The 17,722-nt window shown below is 68.8% G+C and carries 19 protein-coding genes; 8 read left to right on the forward strand and 11 right to left on the reverse strand.

Annotated features, from left to right (window positions below; translation table 11 throughout):
- Positions 1 to 96 precede the first annotated feature (96 nt).
- Together R0232_RS43785 and R0232_RS43790 are read left to right on the forward strand one after the other, a co-directional pair.
- Complete coding sequence (locus tag R0232_RS43785; protein ID WP_296779319.1) at positions 97 to 399, forward strand: hypothetical protein; 303 nt, start codon at positions 97 to 99, stop codon at positions 397 to 399.
- Positions 399 to 2,144, forward strand: a complete 1,746-nt coding sequence (locus R0232_RS43790; protein WP_431513498.1) for a RecQ family ATP-dependent DNA helicase — start codon at positions 399 to 401, stop codon at positions 2,142 to 2,144. The genes R0232_RS43785 and R0232_RS43790 overlap by 1 nt, the downstream gene beginning before the upstream one ends.
- Here the strand turns inward: R0232_RS43790 and R0232_RS43795 are convergent.
- The gene (locus R0232_RS43795) at positions 2,116 to 3,204 is read right to left on the reverse strand and encodes a YihY/virulence factor BrkB family protein (protein ID WP_296779325.1); all 1,089 of its coding nucleotides are present in this window, start codon (positions 3,202 to 3,204) and stop codon (positions 2,116 to 2,118) included. The genes R0232_RS43790 and R0232_RS43795 overlap by 29 nt on opposite strands.
- A 176-nt stretch (positions 3,205 to 3,380) precedes the next feature.
- Here R0232_RS43795 and R0232_RS43800 point away from each other — a divergent pair, with 176 nt between their 5' ends.
- Positions 3,381 to 3,713, forward strand: a complete 333-nt coding sequence (locus R0232_RS43800) for a hypothetical protein (RefSeq protein WP_296779328.1) — start codon at positions 3,381 to 3,383, stop codon at positions 3,711 to 3,713.
- 13 nt (positions 3,714 to 3,726) lie between these two features.
- Here R0232_RS43800 and R0232_RS43805 read toward each other — a convergent pair whose 3' ends face one another.
- The 5 genes from R0232_RS43805 to R0232_RS43825 are packed head-to-tail and all read right to left on the reverse strand — an operon-like array spanning position 3,727 to position 8,786.
- Positions 3,727 to 4,719, reverse strand: coding sequence for a Bug family tripartite tricarboxylate transporter substrate binding protein (locus R0232_RS43805; protein WP_296779330.1), 993 nt, complete (start codon positions 4,717 to 4,719; stop codon positions 3,727 to 3,729).
- Between the two features lie 33 nt (positions 4,720 to 4,752).
- A complete protein-coding gene (locus R0232_RS43810) occupies positions 4,753 to 5,553 on the reverse strand; it encodes an enoyl-CoA hydratase-related protein (RefSeq protein WP_296779332.1) in 801 nt (266 codons plus the stop codon).
- Positions 5,550 to 6,878 (reverse strand): CaiB/BaiF CoA transferase family protein, encoded by a 1,329-nt coding sequence (locus tag R0232_RS43815; protein WP_431513499.1) that lies wholly within the window; start codon positions 6,876 to 6,878, stop codon positions 5,550 to 5,552. The genes R0232_RS43810 and R0232_RS43815 overlap by 4 nt, the downstream gene beginning before the upstream one ends.
- Before the next feature lie 25 nt (positions 6,879 to 6,903).
- The gene (gene gcvA / locus R0232_RS43820; protein WP_431513500.1) at positions 6,904 to 7,815 is read right to left on the reverse strand and encodes a transcriptional regulator GcvA; all 912 of its coding nucleotides are present in this window, start codon (positions 7,813 to 7,815) and stop codon (positions 6,904 to 6,906) included.
- Between the two features lie 5 nt (positions 7,816 to 7,820).
- Complete coding sequence (locus R0232_RS43825) at positions 7,821 to 8,786, reverse strand: AraC family transcriptional regulator (protein WP_296779342.1); 966 nt, start codon at positions 8,784 to 8,786, stop codon at positions 7,821 to 7,823.
- A gap of 136 nt (positions 8,787 to 8,922) precedes the next feature.
- Here R0232_RS43825 and R0232_RS43830 point away from each other — a divergent pair, with 136 nt between their 5' ends.
- The gene (locus R0232_RS43830; RefSeq protein ID WP_431513501.1) at positions 8,923 to 9,765 is read left to right on the forward strand and encodes an oxidoreductase; all 843 of its coding nucleotides are present in this window, start codon (positions 8,923 to 8,925) and stop codon (positions 9,763 to 9,765) included.
- On the opposite strand, the gene R0232_RS43835 is transcribed toward R0232_RS43830, so the two are convergent.
- A complete protein-coding gene (locus tag R0232_RS43835; protein ID WP_203207964.1) occupies positions 9,756 to 10,481 on the reverse strand; it encodes a FadR/GntR family transcriptional regulator in 726 nt (241 codons plus the stop codon). The genes R0232_RS43830 and R0232_RS43835 overlap by 10 nt on opposite strands.
- A gap of 98 nt (positions 10,482 to 10,579) precedes the next feature.
- Between R0232_RS43835 and R0232_RS43840 the strand changes: the two genes are divergently transcribed.
- Complete coding sequence (locus R0232_RS43840) at positions 10,580 to 11,266, forward strand: RraA family protein (RefSeq protein WP_057596250.1); 687 nt, start codon at positions 10,580 to 10,582, stop codon at positions 11,264 to 11,266.
- A gap of 56 nt (positions 11,267 to 11,322) precedes the next feature.
- Complete coding sequence (locus R0232_RS43845) at positions 11,323 to 12,123, forward strand: transporter substrate-binding domain-containing protein (protein WP_093352892.1); 801 nt, start codon at positions 11,323 to 11,325, stop codon at positions 12,121 to 12,123.
- Positions 12,124 to 12,144: 21 nt separating this feature from the next.
- Here R0232_RS43845 and R0232_RS43850 read toward each other — a convergent pair whose 3' ends face one another.
- Together R0232_RS43850 and R0232_RS43855 are read right to left on the reverse strand one after the other, a co-directional pair.
- Positions 12,145 to 12,273, reverse strand: a complete 129-nt coding sequence (locus R0232_RS43850) for a hypothetical protein (RefSeq protein ID WP_431513502.1) — start codon at positions 12,271 to 12,273, stop codon at positions 12,145 to 12,147.
- Positions 12,251 to 13,213, reverse strand: coding sequence for a hypothetical protein (locus R0232_RS43855; RefSeq protein ID WP_431513503.1), 963 nt, complete (start codon positions 13,211 to 13,213; stop codon positions 12,251 to 12,253). The genes R0232_RS43850 and R0232_RS43855 overlap by 23 nt, the downstream gene beginning before the upstream one ends.
- 169 nt (positions 13,214 to 13,382) lie before the next feature.
- On the opposite strand from R0232_RS43855, the gene R0232_RS43860 reads away from it, so the two are divergent.
- Both R0232_RS43860 and R0232_RS43865 read left to right on the forward strand, forming a co-directional pair.
- Complete coding sequence (locus R0232_RS43860) at positions 13,383 to 14,012, forward strand: ABC transporter ATP-binding protein (protein ID WP_366929000.1); 630 nt, start codon at positions 13,383 to 13,385, stop codon at positions 14,010 to 14,012.
- A gap of 112 nt (positions 14,013 to 14,124) precedes the next feature.
- Positions 14,125 to 14,391 (forward strand): hypothetical protein, encoded by a 267-nt coding sequence (locus R0232_RS43865; protein WP_208508194.1) that lies wholly within the window; start codon positions 14,125 to 14,127, stop codon positions 14,389 to 14,391.
- A gap of 34 nt (positions 14,392 to 14,425) precedes the next feature.
- On the opposite strand, the gene R0232_RS43870 is transcribed toward R0232_RS43865, so the two are convergent.
- Together R0232_RS43870 and R0232_RS43875 are read right to left on the reverse strand one after the other, a co-directional pair.
- On the reverse strand, positions 14,426 to 15,115 hold the full coding sequence (locus R0232_RS43870) for a glycosyltransferase (RefSeq protein ID WP_431513504.1): 690 nt from the start codon (positions 15,113 to 15,115) through the stop codon (positions 14,426 to 14,428).
- Between the two features lie 71 nt (positions 15,116 to 15,186).
- Positions 15,187 to 17,610, reverse strand: a complete 2,424-nt coding sequence (locus R0232_RS43875; protein ID WP_431513505.1) for a catalase — start codon at positions 17,608 to 17,610, stop codon at positions 15,187 to 15,189.
- Positions 17,611 to 17,722: the final 112 nt, after the last annotated feature.

The raw sequence follows: 17,722 nt of genomic DNA on the forward strand, positions 1-17,722 counted from the left end.
ATGGCGGCCCGGATGCGCGAATTTCCTACTTCCGACGCGCCCGATGGCTCCCAGTCTGTGCGTCTGTCTCCCAAGGATTTCAAGGAAACGACGCACATGGCAACCAGCAGCATCCTCGGCGGCGAGCACGCCCCGACCGCCCCCAAGGGCACCGACGCCGGCGCCCTCGGCCCCAGCGATTCCAGCGACAGCGGCAGCGATGCCGCGGGCGACGACCGCGCCATCATCGACGGCGGCGAGGAACCGGCGACCAACGCGGACATCCTGCCCGACCGCGTGGGCGTCTTTCCGGACGCCGCGACGGAAGTCGCCGACGCCGTCGACGACCCCGAAGCGCTGAGCGCCGAGGAACTTGCCGACGAGAACGACGGCGAGGACGACGACGAAGAGACCGCCTGATGCCAAGCGTTCCCGATGCGGCGGCGCGCCTCAAGCACACGCTGCGCCACGTGTTCGGCCATGCCCGCCTGCGCGCGGGCCAGGCCGAGGTCATCGAGCGCGTGATGGCCGGCCGCTCGACGCTGGCCGTGATGCCCACCGGCGCCGGCAAGTCGCTGTGCTACCAGCTGCCGGCCCTGCTGCTCGAGGGCCGCACGCTGGTGGTGTCGCCGCTCATCGCGTTGATGAAGGACCAGTGCGACAAGCTGCGGACGCTGGGCATCGCCGCCGTGCAGGTCAACAGCGCACTGGGCGCCGAAGAGCTGGAACGGGCCGAGCAGGCGATCGACGACGGCAGCGCGCGCATCGTGCTGGTCACGCCCGAGCGGCTGTCGGACCCCGCGTTCGTGCGGCGCTTGTCGACCCATCCCGTGGCGCTGGTCGCGGTCGACGAAGCGCATTGCATTTCCCAATGGGGCCATGACTTCCGGCCCGCTTTCCTCGAGATCGGTCCGGCCGTGCGCGCGCTCGGCGGCCCGCCCGTGCTCGCGCTCACGGCCACCGCGGGCGAGGAGGTGGCGGCTGACGTCATGAAGAACCTGGGCATTCCGCGCGCCGGCCTGATCGATACCGGCGCCTACCGCGCCAACCTGCAGTTCGCGGTCGAGCAGATGACGCAGGAGCCGGATCGCCAGCGGCGCATCGTCGAACTGGTGCGCGAGGAGGCCGGCAGCGGCATCGTCTACGCCGCCACGGTGAAGGCCGCGCAGGAGGCCTTCGATACCCTGAAGGCGGCCGATCAATCGGTCGCGCTCTATCACGGCAAGCTCGGTGCGCGCGAACGCGCCGAGGCGCAGGAAGCGTTCATGGCGGGCAGCGCGCGCGTGATGGTCGCGACCAATGCCTTCGGCATGGGCATCGACAAGCCCGACATCCGCTTCGTCGTGCATTGCCAGATGCCGTCGAGCCTGCATGCCTACTACCAGGAGGCCGGCCGCGCGGGTCGTGACGGCGAGCGCGCGCGCTGCGTGCTGCTGTTCCATGCCAAGGATCGGTCGGTGCAGCAGTTCTTTCTCGCGGGCCGCTATCCGCAGCTCGAGGACCTCGATGCCGTGTACCGGCAACTGCTGGCGGAGCCGCCCGCGCCCGAGGGCTGGACCGCCGCGAACCTGCTCGATTCGCTGGAGCGTCCGCGCACGCGCATGCAGGCGGCGATCGCCTTGCTGCGGCAGCAGAAGCTGCTGGCCATCGACCGGCGCGGGCGCATCTCGCTGCGTCAGGCGATGGCCGAGCGCGCCGACTTTGGCGCGATGCTCGACGGCTACAAGGCGCGGCGCGAGCAAGACCGCGAGACCCTAGAGCGCATGCTGGCCTATGCGCAGTCGGGCCAGTGCCGCTGGCAGCTGCTGCTCGACGATCTCGATCCCTCGGCCACCGCGAAGCGCTGCGGCACCTGCGACAACTGCCGGCGCATCGCGGCGCACGAGGCCGCCATGGCGCAGCCCATCGTGGTGAGCGAGCAGACCGCGAAGGCCGCGACGCGTGAGCGCGCGCCTTTCGCCGAGAGCGATCCGGTAAAGGTCAAGCGCTTCGGCGCCGGCGTCGTCGTGGCATCGACCGACGGGATGGTGACGGTGGCTTTCGAGGATGGCAGCCGGCGCTGCTTTCATCCCGACTACGTGAGCCGCCGGCGCGCGTCGCGCAAGAGGGCGGCCGGACTCGCGGCGGCTGGCGCCGCTAGCTTCGCGGTGCCCGCACCGGCCTGATCCGCCGCGTGCGGCGCGTCGCCAGCGCCATGAAGAGCGCGCCGCTGGCGAACACGGCCAGTGTCGATGCCAGCCCGCGCGATGCGCGATGGCCATCCTCCGACAGCACGCGCGCGCTCGGGCCCTGGCTGTCCGTGCCCACCTCCGCCTGCCGCGCGGCTTCCTCTGTGGCCGCCTGCGCCTTGCCTGCGGCCACCGACCCATGGGCATTGGCATAGACCTTCGTGAACTCCGCCCCCAGCAGGAAGATCTGCGCCGCGTAGTAGACCCAGGCCAGCAGCACCACCAGCGAGCCCGCGGCCGCGAAGGATTCGTTGACGCCGCTCTTGCCGAGGTACAGGCCGATCAGCACCTTGCCGATCTCGAACAGCACGGCAGTCACGCCGGCGCCGATCCACACGTCGCGCCAGGCAATGGGCGCGCTCGGCATGAACTTGAAGATCATCGCGAACAGCACGGTGAGGATCGCGAGCGAGACGAGGACGTTGAGGCCCTGCAGCAGCACCTCCCATCCCGGCAGCAGCGCGGCGCTCCAGCTTCCCAGGGCGGCCAGCGCCGCGCTCACCACGAGCGAGACCATGAGCAGGAACGCGAGGCCGAGGATCAGCCCGAACGACAGCACGCGCGCACGCAGGATGCCCCACACGCCCTGCGGCTTCACGCGCTCGGGCACATGCCAGATGCGGTCGAGCGCGCTCTGGAGTTCGGCGAAGACCGTGGTGGCGCCGACCACCAGCACGACGATGCTGATCGCGCCGGCCACCAGCCCGCGCGAGGGTTCGCTGGCGCTGCGGATCAGCCCCTGCACCGCGAGCGCGCCTTCCGCGCCGATCAGGCCCGAGAGCTGCGCCGCGATCTGGCCCTGCACGGCTTCGGCGCCGAACAGCGCGCCGGCCACCGCGATCACGATCACCAGCAGCGGCGCCAGCGAGAACATCGTGTAGTACGAGATCGCCGCGCCCATGCTCGGCGCGAAGTCGTCGATCCATGCCATCACGGCGTCCTTGCACAGGCTGAGAAGACCGGGCGAGCGGGCGGTGCGGGTCGAGGAGGAGGCCATGGCCGGTACCGTGCCCGCGCGTTCGCGGAACGGCCGTAGGAAACCGGCGGCTCATGGCGTGGGTCGCGTGGGGTGCGCGTTGGCTGACAGGGGAGGGCGCGGATGCCCCACCCGGGCGGATGCGGCATGGCGGTTCATTGAAGTCTTCTCTTCACCACTTCAGGAAAGTCTTCTTCATGAACCGAATCACCCGAATCCTTTGCGTTAGCGGTTTTGCTCTGGCCGTCGTGCCCGCCCTGGCTCAATCCGGTGGCAGCGGCGGCGGCGGGCCGGGCCTGAACAGCTCGGACAGCGTCGCGACGCAACCGAAGAATGGCGGCACCTCGGCCACCACCCAGCCTTCCGCGACCAGCCAGGGCAATTCGATGTCGGGTGGCAACCTGAACCCGCAGGGCAAGGCGTCGAACCAGAAGACGCGCCCCGGCACGAACTCGTCGATGGGTTCGAAGGCGGGCGAGAACCCCAACACGCAAACCACGGGCCAGGGCCGGACGACCAGCCCTCAGTAAGCGGGCGCGGAGGTCACTCCGGCTCGATGCCGGCGGCCTTGATGACCTCGCTCCATCGGCGCGACTCGGTGGCCTGGAATCTCGCAAGCTCTTCGGGCTCCGTGGTCCACGCGGAGGCGCCCGAGGCCTGCAGGAAGCTTTGCGTCCGAGGTCCACCGACGGCGGCGGTCAACGCCTCGCGCAGCTTCGACACCACGGGCGCCGGCGTGGCGGCCGGCACATAGGCGGCGAACCAGTAGCCGAGGTCGTAGCCCTTGATGCCCGATTCGTCGAAGGTGGGCACGCCGGCGAGCGCCGGCACCCGCCTGGCGGACGAGACGGCGATCGCGCGCAGGCGCCCGCCCTCGATCTGGGGAATGCCGGTCACGGTGTCGACGATCATCATGTCGAGCTGCCCGCCGATGAGGTCGGTCATGGCGCTGGGGTTGCTGCGATAGGGCACGTAGAGCAGGTCGGTGCCGCTCATCTGCTTGAACATCTCGCCGGCGATGCGGCTCGACGAGTTGCCCGCGCCGAAAGAGAGCTTGCCCGGTGCAGCGCGCGCGGCGGCGATGACGTCGGCGAGGCTTTTCAGGCGCGAATCCGGGCGCACCACCAGCACCATGCCGCCGCGGCCCAGGCCGGTCACCGGCTTGAAGTCTTTCACGGGATCGTAGGGAAGCTTCTTGAACAGGTGCGGGTTCGCGACCTGCGTGGTGTTGGTCGTGATCAGCACCGTGTAGCCGTCGCCCGCGGCCCGGGCCACCTCCTGGCTCGCGATGAGCCCGCTCGCGCCGCCCTTGTTCTCGACGACGACCGGCTGCTTGAGGCGTTCCGCGACGCTGGCGCCGACCGCCCGCGCGAGCTGGTCGGTGGCGCTGCCCGCGCCGAAGGGAACGACGAGCACGATCGGCTTGCTCGGATAGGGGGCGGCTTGCGCCCACACGGCGGGCATCGCCATCGTCGCGGCCGCGAGGACGCAGGCCGAACGGACGATCCGGAAAAGCTGGCTGGCGGTGTTGTTCATCTGCTTGTCTCCTGTCTTGCTTGTTCTCGATGGCTACCGGGCGCCGCGCTCGTTCGCGAGGAAGCCGCGCACCGCGTTCTTGTGCTCGTCGCCGCACAGCAGGATGGCCTGCATCGAGGCTGCCTGCTCGAGCGCGCCGGCCAGCGTCGATTGGCTGGCATCGCGAACGAGGCGCTTGGCCATGCGCATCCCATGGGGCGGGTTCTTTGCGATCCGCTCAGCGAGCTTGCGTGCTTCCTCCTGGAGCTGGCCCGCGCCGAACACCTGGGAAACGACGCCCAGGCGCAGGGCGGTCTGCGCGTCGATGAACTCGCTCGTCAGCGTGAGCTCCATGGCCTTCGACAGGCCGACGAGGCGCGTCAGGAACCAGGCGCCGCCGATGCCCGACACCAGCCCGAGGCGCAGGAAGCTCTCGGAGAAGCGGGCGTCCTCGCTGCACAGGCGCACATCGCACATGAGCGACAGGTCGAAGCCCGCGCCGATCGCGAGGCCGTTGATCGCGGCGATGACCGGCACCTCGATGCCGTGCACCGCATGCGTGATGCGATGCAGGCGCTTGAGCAGCCGTTCGCGCACCTGCGTCGTGCTGCCCGCCATCAGGTCGATGCCGTCGCGCATGTCGTTGACGTTGCCGCCGGTGCAGAAGTTCTTGCCGCTGGCGCGCAGGACCACGCAGCGGACCTCCTCGTGCGCATTGACGCGCTCGAGCGCATCGGCGAGCGCCGAAGTCATCGCGAGGTTCAGCGCGTTGCCGGTGGCGGCGGACTGCATGGTGATCGTGAGAACGGGGCCGTCGATGCGCGATGCGACGAGGTCGGAAGGGGAGGAGGTCATGCGGTGAGGCTTTGGGAGGGAGGGGTGGTGATGGCGCCGCAGCGAAGCAGCGCGTCGATCTCTTGCTGGGAGATGCCGTAGGCCGTGAGAACGGCCGCGGAGTGCTCTCCCACGAGTGGCGGCGGTGTGGCGCGCGCGCCCTCACCGCCTGCGTTTCCGATCGCGAATCCGGGCATGCGCACCGCTCCGGCGATCGGATGCTCGATCACGGTTTCGACGCCGCTGCCGCGGTACTGGAGCGAGGACGTGACTTCCGCATAGCCGGCGATCGGCGCGCAGAGGATGTCCACTGCTTCGAGCGTCGAAAGCCAGGCCTCGGTCGGGCGCTGCTGGAACGCCGCGGCCAGTTGCTGGAACAGCGCGTCGCGATGCCTGACCCGCGACACGTTGTCTGCGAACAGCGGATCCTTCTCGAGCGCGGGCTGGCCGATGGCATGGCAAAGGGCGCTCCATCGCTCGGGCTGGTAGGCCGCGACCATGATCCAGCCATCGGCGGTCGGAAAGGCTTCGTTCGGTGCCGCATACGGTGCGGCGCTTCCGCTCTTGCCGGGCTCGATGCCGCTGGCCAGGTAGGACGCAAGCCCCACCTGCTGGAGCATCAGCGTCGCGTTGTAGAGGCTGACGTCGATGTGCTGGCCCTCGCGTCCCTGCTGCACCGGGACGAGGGCACCGAGGATCGCGATGGTCGCCAGGTAGCCGGTCGCCATGTCGGCGATGGGGCTCGGGACTTTCGAGGGTGGCGACCCCGCCGGGCCGAGGGTGCTCATCAAGCCCGCGACCGCCTGGATGATCCCGTCCACGCCGGCCTTGCCACTGGAAGGACCGTGCTGCCCGTAGGCCGAGATCGAGCAGTAGACCAGCGAGGAATTGGCGTCGCGCACGCTGTCGAAGTCGAGGCCGAAGCGCTTCATCACGCCGGGCCGGAAGCTTTCGATGACCACGTCCGCGCAAGCCATCATGCGCCGCATGAGGTCCCGGCCCTGCGGTGTCTTGAGGTCGACCGCGAGGCCCTGCTTGTTGCGGTTCACGCTGAGCGAGATCACGCTCTCGCCGTGGATCCAGGGCGGTCCGATGCGCCGTCCCATCTCTCCTTCGGGCGACTCGATCTTGACGACCTCGGCGCCGAGATCGCCGAGCAGCATGCCGCACAACGGACCCGCGACGACGTGCGAGAAGTCGAGCACGCGCAGCCCGGCCAAACTGGTTCCCAACATCTGTTCTTGCCTCTTGTTCTCGAAGCCGGCGATATGCCGGCGTCCACCGTCAGCGGGTGGTTTCAACGAGGCTCGAGAATAGAAATCGGCTGCCCCGCGGGCAAACGACATTTGCTGCCGAGGCTTTGACTTTTTGTTAAAGCGCCGAGGGCATCGTGGTGCTCGACGCGGCGACCGCGTCCGCCAGCCAGCGCCGGAACGCCGCCAGCTCGACCGATTCCTCGCGTTCGCGGGGCGAGGCGAAGTAGTAGGTGTGGTCGCCGCGATCGAGCGCGAGCCCGAACGGCATCACCAGCCTTCCCTCGGCGAGGTCCTTCTCGACCAGCGCCTTCTGCGCCATGGCCACGCCATGCCCCTCGACCGCCGCCTGGTAGGACAGCAGCGAGGTCTCGTACTTCATGCCCTGGTAGGCGTTGACGCCGGGCGCGCCGGCCGCGCGCAGCCACAGCGCCCAGTCGTCGATGCGCGCGAGCGAGTGCAGCAGCGTTTCGGAGGCCAGCTCGCGCGGCTCCCGCGGAACGGTGGCGCCCGCGCGCGGCGCCATCACCGGCACGAGTTCGTTCGGCACCAGCTTCTGCACGATCAGCCGCGGCCAGTGGCCGTCGCCGAGTTCGATGCCGGCGTCGATGTCCTCCCGGCTGAAGTCCAGCGGCGCCGCCGATGCGGTCAGCTGGACGTCGATGCCCGGATGCAGCTGATGGAAGCCCGCGAGCCGCGGAATCAGCCAGCGCACCGCGAAGGTGGCTGGCGAGCGGATCCGCAGCACGCGCCGCCGGTAGCCGCCACCCATCGCGGCGTTGGTGGTCTCCCGCAAGGCCATGAAGAGGGGCGTGATCTCCGACAGGTATTTCGCGCCCGCGGGCGTCAGCGACAGGCCGCCATGCTCGCGGCGGAAGAGCTGGAAGTTCAGGAACTCCTCGAGCACGCGGATCTGCCGGCTGACGGCCGCCGGCGTCACGAACAGTTCCTCGGCCGCCTTCGAGATGCTCAGCAGGCGCCCCGCGGCCTCGAACATCTTCAGCGGGTTGAGCGGCGGAAGCGGTGTCATGGTCTTCAGTGCGCGGCCACGTACAGCGCATGCGGCGAGGGATCGGGCCGCGCGAACGCCTCGCGCATGCGCGCGGCCTCCTCGGCCGGGCCGCGGCCGAACATGCGCTTGAACTCGCGGCTGAACTGCGAGGGGCTTTCGTAGCCCACCTGCGCGCTGGCATGCGCGGCCGTGACCTGGTGCCGGGCCATGATCAGCCGGGCCTGGTGCAGGCGCGTGGTCTTCAGGTACTGGATCGGCGAGGTCGACGTGACGGCCTTGAAGTGCGAATGGAACGAGGTGGGGCTCATGCCCGCTTCGTCGGCGAGACCGTCGATGTCGAGCTTCTGGTCGAAGCGCGCATGGATGGTGCGGATGGCCTTCGCGATCTTGCCGAAGTGGCCCTGGCGCGTGAGCGAGGCCCGGATGGCGCTGCCCTGCTCGCCGGTGAGAACGCGGAAGTAGATCTCGCGAACCAGGTCGGGGCCGAGGATCGGCGCCTCGAGCGGCGAGTTCATCGCTTCGAGAAAGCGCAGCACGGCGCGGGCCAGGCGCTCGTCCATCGGGGTCGACATCAGGCCCTTGGGCGCCGCGCCTTCGGCCAACCCGTGCTCGTCGAGCTTCATCATCAGCTCCGCCGCGACCTGGAAGTCGAGGCGAAAGTAGATCGCCAGCAGTGGCTCCTGCGCCGATGCGTCCGTGTCCATCGAGAAGGGAACGGGCACCGACACGGCCAGGTAGTGCTGCGCGTCGTAGAGGTAGACCTCGTCGCCGAGAAAGCCGCGCTTGCGGCCCTGCAGCACGATGACGATGCCGGGCTCGTAGAGCACCGGCGCGCGGGCGAGCGGCCGGTCGGACCGGAGGATCCGGACATCGGGCAGCACGGTGAGGTTGTAGCCTTCGATCGGCGCCAGGGGCTGCACCAGATCGACCATCTGCCGCTGCACAGGGGAGACCTTCGGCGGTGCGTTGCGTGGACGAGCGTCGTTCATGGGAGCCGCGAATCTGCCACAGCCGGGCCGCCGGGTCCACGGCTTCGTAGTTTTAGGCAAGCCATGTGTGCGACTCGGCATATCGCGACCGTGCTGCGATTTCTACGATCGGTGCCTGATCTTCAAGGAGCCGACCATGACCCAGACCTCATCCAAAACCTTCCTCATCACGGGCGTCAATTCGGGATTCGGAAAAGCCTTCGCGGCAGCCGCCCTCGCGCAGGGGCACACGGTGCTCGGTACCGTGAGGAATGAAGGCAACAAGGAAGCCTTCGAGCGCAGCGTGCCGGGCCGATCGCATGCCGTGGTGCTCGACGTCACCGATTTCGACGCGATCGAGCGTTCCGTTCCCCAGCTGCTCGCCGAGCACGGGCCCATCGACGTGCTGGTCAACAACGCGGGCTACGGGCACGAGGGCACGCTCGAGGAGTCCAGCCTGGCCGAGATGCAACGCCAGTTCGACGTGAACGTCTTCGGCGCGGTCGCGATGATCAAGGCCGTCCTGCCCTCGATGCGCACGCGCCGCCGCGGCCACATCGTCAACATCACCTCGATGGGCGGCTTCATCACCATGCCCGGCATCGCCTACTACTGCGGCAGCAAGTTCGCGCTCGAGGGCATCTCCGAGGTGCTCGGCAAGGAAGTCGCGGGCTTCGGCATCCATGTCACCGCGGTCGCGCCGGGCTCGTTCCGCACCGACTGGGCCGGGCGCTCGATGGTGCGATCGGAGCGCAGCATCGCGGACTACGACGCGCTCTTCGATCCGATCCGCGAGGCCAGGCAGGCCAAGAGCGGCGCGCAAACTGGCGATCCCGCGAAGGCGGCGCAGGCGTTGCTCGCGCTGGTCGAGGCGCCGAATCCGCCGGCGCACCTGCTGCTGGGCACCGACGCGCTGGAGCTCGTGCGCGCCAAGCTCGCGGCGATGTCCGATGAGATCGATGCCTGGGAAGCGGTGACGCGCTCGACCGATCACGCCTGAGGTTCGCGCAGCAGCGCATGCAGCGCCGCCGCCATGTGGGCCTGCATGGCGGCCGCGGCGCCGGCCACGTCGCCCTCGCAGATGCGGGCCACGAGTTCGGCGTGGCCGTCCTGCACCTGCTGCAGGCTCTTGCGGGTCTTGCGCCGTTCCATGCCCTGGCGCGACAGCGATTCCAGCGACGCGCGGATCGAGCCGATCATCTGCCACAGCAGGGGGTTGCCGCTGGCGCGCGCGATCTCGACGTGCAGTTCGGTGTCGAGCGCCGCGTAGGTGGCCGGGTCGCGCAGGCAGCCCTGCATGCGCGTCACCAGCGCCGTCATGCGCTCGATCTGGGCCGGCTGCCGGCGCGCGGCCGCGAGCGCCGCGGACTGGCCTTCCAGCGCCGCGCGCACGGCCATCAGGTCCTCGGTGGAGTTGTCGAGCACCTGCAGCGCGCGCGCGAAGTAGATCGACATCGCGGTGGCGTCGAGGTCGCGCCGGATGATCGGGCTCTTGCCGTTGGCGATGTCGACCACCCCCATGCCCTTGAGCGTGCGCAGCGCCTCGCGCACCACGGGCCGGCTCACGCCGAGGATCTCGGCCAGCCGGCCTTCGCCGGGCAGCGCGGCGCCGGGCGCCAGCCGCGAGCGCTCGATGTAGCCCAGCAGGCTCTGCACGGCCTGCTCCGACAGCGGCACGCGCTCGAGCTTGTCCAGGACGAAGGGGTGGGCGGTCATCGGCTACCTATCATATAGGGTGAGAGCTTGCGACCCGGGCGGGCGCCCCGTTCAATCGGGCCATTGATCGACTGGCTGACCGAACGAACGAGACAAGCATGTGGAAAGACGATGACGAGCTGTTCCAGCTCATGAAGACCAAGCTGTTCCCCGCCGTCGTGGGCGACATCCTCGACACCATGGGGCTGCTGCGGCAGTTCCTGCCGCCGGCCATCCGGCCGGTGGAGCGCTCGATGGTGATCGCAGGCCGCGCGATGCCGGTGCTCGAGACCAACTGCTTCGCGCGCACCGAGCCCGAGGGCAAGACGCCGCTGAGCCGCCAGCCCTTCGGGCTGCTGTTCCAGGCGCTCGACGACCTGAAGCCCCACGAGGTCTATGTCGCGACCGGCTGCGCGCCGCAGTTCGCGCTCTGGGGCGGGCTCATGACGACGCGCGCCCAGCACCTGAAGGCGGCGGGCGCGGTGCTCGACGGCTACTCGCGCGACACCAACGAGGTGCTGGAGCTCGGCCTGCCGGTCTTCTCGCTCGGCGGCTATTCGCAGGACCAGGGCCCGCGCGGCAAGGTCGTCGACTACCGCGTGCCGGTGGAGATCCAGGGCGTGCGCGTTCGTCCGGGCGACATCGTGTTCGGCGACCAGGACGGCGTGCTGATCGTGCCGAAGGAGGCCGAGGTCGAGGCCTTCCGCCGCGCGCTCGAGAAGGCCAGCACCGAGAACGCGGTGCGCACCGCCATCCGCAACGGGATGAGCACGGTCGAGGCCTTCGAGACCTTCGGCGTGATGTGACGAGCTCGCTTCGCCCTTCCCTCGTTCCCCGCCGACCCATTCACAAGGAGACTCAGATGTTCGATTCGATGTCGCGCCGGCAACTGCTGGCGGTCGCGGCCGGTGCCGCCATGGCCGGCCTGTCCGGTGCCGCCGTGGCGCAAAGCGCCGCGGAAATCCAGAAGAAGGGCCAGCTCACGATCGGGCTGCTCGTGGACTTTCCGCCCTACGGCACCACCAATGCGCAGAACCAGCCCGACGGCTACGACGCCGATGTCGCGCGGCTGCTGGCCAAGGACCTCGGCGTCAAGCTCAACCTCGTACCCGTCACCGGGCCGAACCGCATCCCGTTCCTGCTGACCAACAAGGTCGACCTGCTCGTGGCCTCGCTCGCGATCACGCCCGAGCGCGCCAAGCAGGTCGACTTCTCGGCGCCTTATGCGACCGCCACCGTGATCCTGTATGGCGCGAAGAAGGTCGACATCAAGAGCGCGGCCGACCTCAAGGGGCGGCGCATCGGCGTGGCGCGCGCGAGCGTGCAGGACGTGGCGCTGACCGCCATGGCGCCCGAGGGCACCGAGATCCGCCGCTTCGACGACGATGCCTCGGGCATGCAGGCGCTGATCTCGGGCCAGGTCGATGCGATCGGCTGCTCCACCACCGTGGCCGCGCAGATCGCCAAGCGCGTGCCGCCCGACACCTACGAGAAGAAGTTCACCGTGCGCGAGCAGGTCATGGCCATCGCCATGCGGCCCGGCCAGGCCGAGCTGAAGAAGACGCTCGACGAGTTCGTCGCGCGCAACCGCGCGAATGGCGAGCTCAACAAGCTGTACCAGAAGTGGCTGGGGACGGACTTTCCGGTGATTGCGGCGTCCTGACGCCCTCGCGGCGTCAGGTGTTCAATGGAAGAACAACGCGATGAGGATGATCACCGGGATCGGCACGCCGAGAAAAAGCAGCAGAAGTGAGCGCATGGGGATCTCCTGAAAGGTTTCGGGGGGCGAGTCAGAGATCGCGGCGGCGGCCACCGTAAGTCGCCGCGAAGCTCGCGACGAAGGCACCGATCAGCATCGAGACCACCAGCCACAGCGCCGTGTAGGCCGAGGCTTTGCGGGCTGCGTCGGCCGCTTGCTTGGTCTTGGCTTGAGCATCCCGCAGCGCGGCCTGTGCCTTCGCATAGACATCGTTCACGCGCTTTTCCGCGTCTTGCTGAGTCATGCCGGTGCGTTGCGCTACGACCTGGCCGACGTATCTCGTGTCTTCAGGAGGCAGCGCGCCGGTACCGATGCTGTTGACGAAGATCCGCGCGATCTCCGCATTCGAGGCCGTGCGATCCTGCGGGGCTGGCGGCGAGACGGCAAGCGTGCCGGCATCGCTCGCGGTGGTCGACGTCGCGCCGGCATCCTGACGGAACAGCGAGTCGACGAAGTAGCCGAGCGGACCGGTCGATGACCCGGACCCGGACTGCGACGTCGATGCCGCGACTCCCGCACTTCCCCCGGCAGCGGCAGCAACGGTGGCCGCACCGCCCGCGACGGCACTTCCGGCCTGTACGCCAGCGCCAAGAATGGCGCCCACCGCGGAGCTCAGGAGCGCCGCGGTCAGCAGGGTGGCGACGGCCCAGGCGAGAAAGCCATGGGCCGTGTCGCGGAAGTACACCTCGTCTGTATGAACCCCCGCCCACTTCGTGCGCAGTCGCCCCGCCAGGTAGCCGCCCAGGCCGGAAGCGGCGAGCTGCGTGAAGCTGAGCCAGAGGATGGTCGCGATGCCAATGGCGCTTGCACTCGCGCCTTCACGGGCCCAGGGGCTGACGGACGACATGCCCAGGCCGGTGCCGAGCAGCAGCAGAACCAACGACAGCGAAGCCGCACCCGCCGCGCCGGCGATGATGGCGCCCCACGATACGCCGCTCTGGCTGACGGACCCTTCAATCGTATGGACCGGTGAATCGACGCCGTAGGGGGACATGGCTGCTCCTTGTTGTAGACCTTGCACTCTCGACGTCGGCACGACCCTCGGGGTCGGCTTTCAGCGCGAGCGAAAGTAGGTAGCAATCCCGTGGCCGTCATCCAGGGGGCCGTTCCCGGAGGCGCAGCGAGCCGGACCGGTTTTGCGTTAGGGTCGGCGCATGAATCCAATGGCAACCGCGCCCGTCCTCGTCGTCAAGAACTTGAGCTTCGCCTACCCGGGTCGCCCCGCGCTCCTGTCCACCTGGAGCGCCAGCATCGGCGCCGGCCTGACCCAGCTCTACGGTGGCGACGGGAGCGGAAAGTCGACGATCCTCCGGCTGCTTGCAGGGAGCCTTCGCGGCGAAGGCCGACTGGAGCTCGCTGGAGCGCGCCTGGACCAGGAGCCCGAGGCCTATGGCCGGAACGTGTTTTTCGTCGACCCGGAGACCGACGCCTTCAACGACATCCCGGCGACGCAGTGCACCGCGTCGTTGAGTGCCGGCGATCCAGGCTTCGATGAAGCGAAGTGGCGCGCCCTCGTGGAGGGCTTCTCCCTGACGCCGCACCTTGAGAAGCCGATGTACATGCTCTCCACCGGATCGAAGCGAAAGGTCTGGCTGGCGGCCGCGCTCGCGTCGGGACGCGCGCTCACCTTGCTCGACGAACCGACCGCGGCGCTCGATGCCAACTCGATCCGCTTCCTGTGGCGCACGCTCGCCGACGGCGCTGGCCGGCCCGACCGCGCGATCGTGATCGCGAGCGCCGAACGCATCGAAACCGTGCCGCTGTCGGGCTTGATCGAGCTACCGTCTTCCTAAGGCAACGCGCGGTGCTCGTCGCAGCCCGAACGCCGATCACGCGACTGGCAACCCCACGTTTGGGGGATGCGACGAAGAACATGGTGTCCCGGGCTTTTGCGAAAATCCGCGCATGCTTCTTCCTCCTCCGAGCGGTACGGACCGCGTGCAGGGCCTCGCGGCGCGGCTTGGCTGCACAGTGGCCGAACACTGCGAACCCTATGGACAATTCAAACCCGCCGTGCTGGGCAGCCTCTCGGGGCTCGCGTTGACGCTCAAGGAGTTCGGCGGGCGCTGGGACAGGGTCGAGCGTGTCTACGTATTCGCCAACTGGCCGATGCTCGAGGCGGCGCTCGAGTACTGCGTGAGGCACAAGGACGAAGCGCGCGCGTCCGCTTGAACGGCACGCTTCCGTCCGTGGGAGGCGGTGGCCGTCAGGCGACCGCCGGCTTGCCCAGGAACTGGGAGGCCACCGCGTTCAGCAGCGCATCGGCGAAGCCTCCCGGTGCACGCGCCACCTTTCTCGCGCTCGTGCAAACGCGTGGCCGCGCGCTCCAGCAGATCCTCGCGCCGGTGCGCTCCAGCTCGGTCACCAGGGCGACGTCCTCGCTGCAGGCCAGCTCCTGGAAGCCTCCGGCACGCAGATAGGCGTGCGCGGCCACGCCGAGGTTCGCGCCGTGCACATGACGATGCCCATCGACATCGAGGTAGCTCGTGGCGAAGTGCCGCGACAGAAAGAGGGCGTTCTCGCCATGGGGCGTCCAGTCGGTCACCTCGACCGTGCCGCACACTGCCTCGGCGTCGAGCGCGAGCTGCTGCGACAGCCAGTCCTCGGCGACCAGGGTGTCGGCATCGGTGAAGGCCAGCCAGCGCGCGCCGAGCGCGAGCAGCGCGCTGGCACCGGTGGCCCGGGCCAAACCGACGTTGCGCGCGTCGACGTCCAGCACGCGCGCGCCCGACCGCGCGGCGATCGAAGCCGTCGCGTCGCTGCAGCGGTCCGCCACCACGACGATCTCCACGCGTTCGCCGCCAAGGGCGGGGTCGCGGGCGCAGGCCCTTGCCCGCGCGAGGCAAGGCCCGATCAACATCTCTTCGTTGTGCGCGGGAATGACGATTCCGATCATGGTCCTGCTTCAGAAGGCCTCGGTGGAGGCGACAAGGAACTGGCGCACCATCGCTGCGCGACAGGCGCGCATCAGTTCTTCGGCGGATCGTTCTCGCGCTCGAAATGGCGCAGCGGCATGGCGGCGATGAAGGCCGCGATCGCCGCATCCGCATCGGTGGCGTCCGCGAGGACCAGTCCGGCATCCGCCGAGCCATCGGGCAGCGCCAGCGGGATCTGAGCCTCGGCCAGCAGGGCTTCCGAGGCACCGAAGGCCAGGATCGTCTTGCAGTGCCAGTACTGCGCGCGCAGGAACTCCAGCGTGTGGGCATCGGCGTCCAGGGATTCCACCGCGGCGGCGCCATCGGGCAGGACGAGCGCGTCGAACAGGAAGCCCGGCGAGTTCTCCATCGTGGCGTCCGCTTCGAAGCTCTCGCCCGCGGCACCGCTGTAGGTTCCGAGCCTTGCGGCAACGAGGCGCGGCACGGCACCGGCCTCGACCAGTGCGCTGATTAGCTTCGCGAGCGACGTTCCTTCCACGCCATGCGCGATCAGGATCGCCACCTTGCGCGTGCGGATGCCGCCATCGCCCGGTCGCGCCAGCAGTGACAGCGGCGGCGACACCTCGACCTCGGGCTGGGCCGGGTTCTCGAGTGCCTTGGGCAGAGGCGCGGGCAGTGCCATGCCCAGGTCCTGCGCGAGCCGCGCCGCCAGTTCGGGCGATGCATTCGCGAGGCTCGCGACCACGCGCTCGCGGATCGCGGGCACCGTCACCTTGGACAACTCGAAGCGGAACGCGTTGCCGATGTGGGCTTTCTCGACGTCCGACTGGCTCTCGAAGAACAACCGTGCCTGGGTGTAGTGGTCGGCGAACTTCTCGGGCTTGATGCGCACCTTGTCGGCGCTCTCCTTCGCATCCAGGCGCTTGGCGATGCTGGTGAAGCCCTGCGCGGCGCCGGCCTGGAACGGGCAGCCGCCCGCCAGCGAGTTCGGCTCGTAGGCGACACGGCCGCGGTGGATGGCCTGCCGGTGCATGCCGTCGCGCTGGTTGTTGTGCACCTGCGCGATCGGCGCGTTGATCGGCAGTTCGTGGAAGTTCGGTCCGCCCAGGCGGCTGATCTGCGTGTCCACATAGGAGTGGATCCGGCCCGCCAGGAGGGGGTCGTTGGTGAAGTCCAGGCCGGGCACGATGTGCGCGGTGCAGAAGGCCACCTGCTCCGTCTCGGCGAAGAAGTTGTCGGGGTTGCGGTTGAGCACCATGCGCCCGACGATCTGCACCGGCACCAGCTCCTCGGGGATCAGCTTGGTGGCGTCGAGGATGTCGAAGCTGAACTGCTCGGCCTGTTCCTCGGTGAAGATCTGCAGGCCCAGTTCCCACTCCGGGTACTCGCCGGCCTCGATCGCCTCCCACAGGTCGCGGCGATGAAAGTCCGGGTCGGCGCCCGAGATCTTCACGGCCTCCTCCCACACCAGCGAGTGGGTGCCGAGCTTGGGTTGCCAGTGGAACTTGACGAGGAAGGACTCGCCCGCGTCGTTGACGAGCCGGAAGGTATGGACCCCGAAGCCCTGCATCATCCGGTAGCTGCGCGGGATCGCGCGGTCCGACATCTGCCACATCAGCATGTGGGTCGACTCGGGCATCAGCGAGACGAAGTCCCAGAAGGTGTCGTGCGCGCTCGCTGCCTGCGGCATCTGGTGATGCGGCTCGGGCTTCACGGCATGGACGAGGTCGGGGAACTTGATCGCATCCTGGATGAAGAACACCGGCATGTTGTTGCCGACCAGGTCCCAGTTGCCTTCGTCGGTGTAGAACTTGACGGCGAAGCCGCGCACGTCGCGTGCCGTGTCCTTGGAACCGCGTTCGCCCGCGACGGTCGAGAAGCGCACGAACACCGGCGTGATCTTTCCCGCCTCCTTGAACGGCGCAGCTTTGGTGTACTTCGTCAGCGGCTCGTAGGCTTCGAAGAAGCCATGCGCGCCCGAGCCACGCGCATGGACGATGCGCTCGGGAATGCGCTCGTGGTCGAAGTGCGTGAGCTTCTCGCGCAGGATGAAGTCCTCGAGCAGCGCCGGCCCGCGCGCGCCTGCCTTCAGGGAGTTCTGGTTGTCGGCGATCGGCACGCCCTGGTTGGTGGTGAGCGCCTGGCCCGAGGCGTCCACCCTCACGCGGTCCAGCGAATCGATGGTCGCATTCACGCCCTCGAGCGCCGCACTGCCCGTCTTGGCCGAGGCATTCGCCTCCGAGAGCGTGCTCCCCGTGGGCAAGCGCGATGCCGGGGTGGCGGTCGCGCCCACGGGCGCGGACTGTGCATTCGCCAGGCCATGCTCGAGCGCCTTGTTCGGATTGGCGAGCATGGCGGCGGCGAGCGCCTGCGCGTCGATCATCTTCTGCGCGGGAAGGTCGTCCTTCCCAGCGGCTGTGGGCGCCGGTGCAGCGGGACCGCTGTCCGTGTTGCGTGCTGCCGCGCGCGCCGCATCGAGGTTGGCAACGGAAGGGGTGGCTTTTTTCTTGGACATGGGGAGGGGCCTCGCTTGGAGATGGGTCGTGGAAGGAGCGCGACTCTGAGGACCGGCGCCGACCCCGTGCGTAGGACAAAAACCTCTTTGATCCGAATTTGCCGCGTCGCGT

It is taken from the genome of Variovorax sp. DAIF25 (assembly GCF_050711835.1).
GTDB lineage: Bacteria > Pseudomonadota > Gammaproteobacteria > Burkholderiales > Burkholderiaceae_C > Variovorax.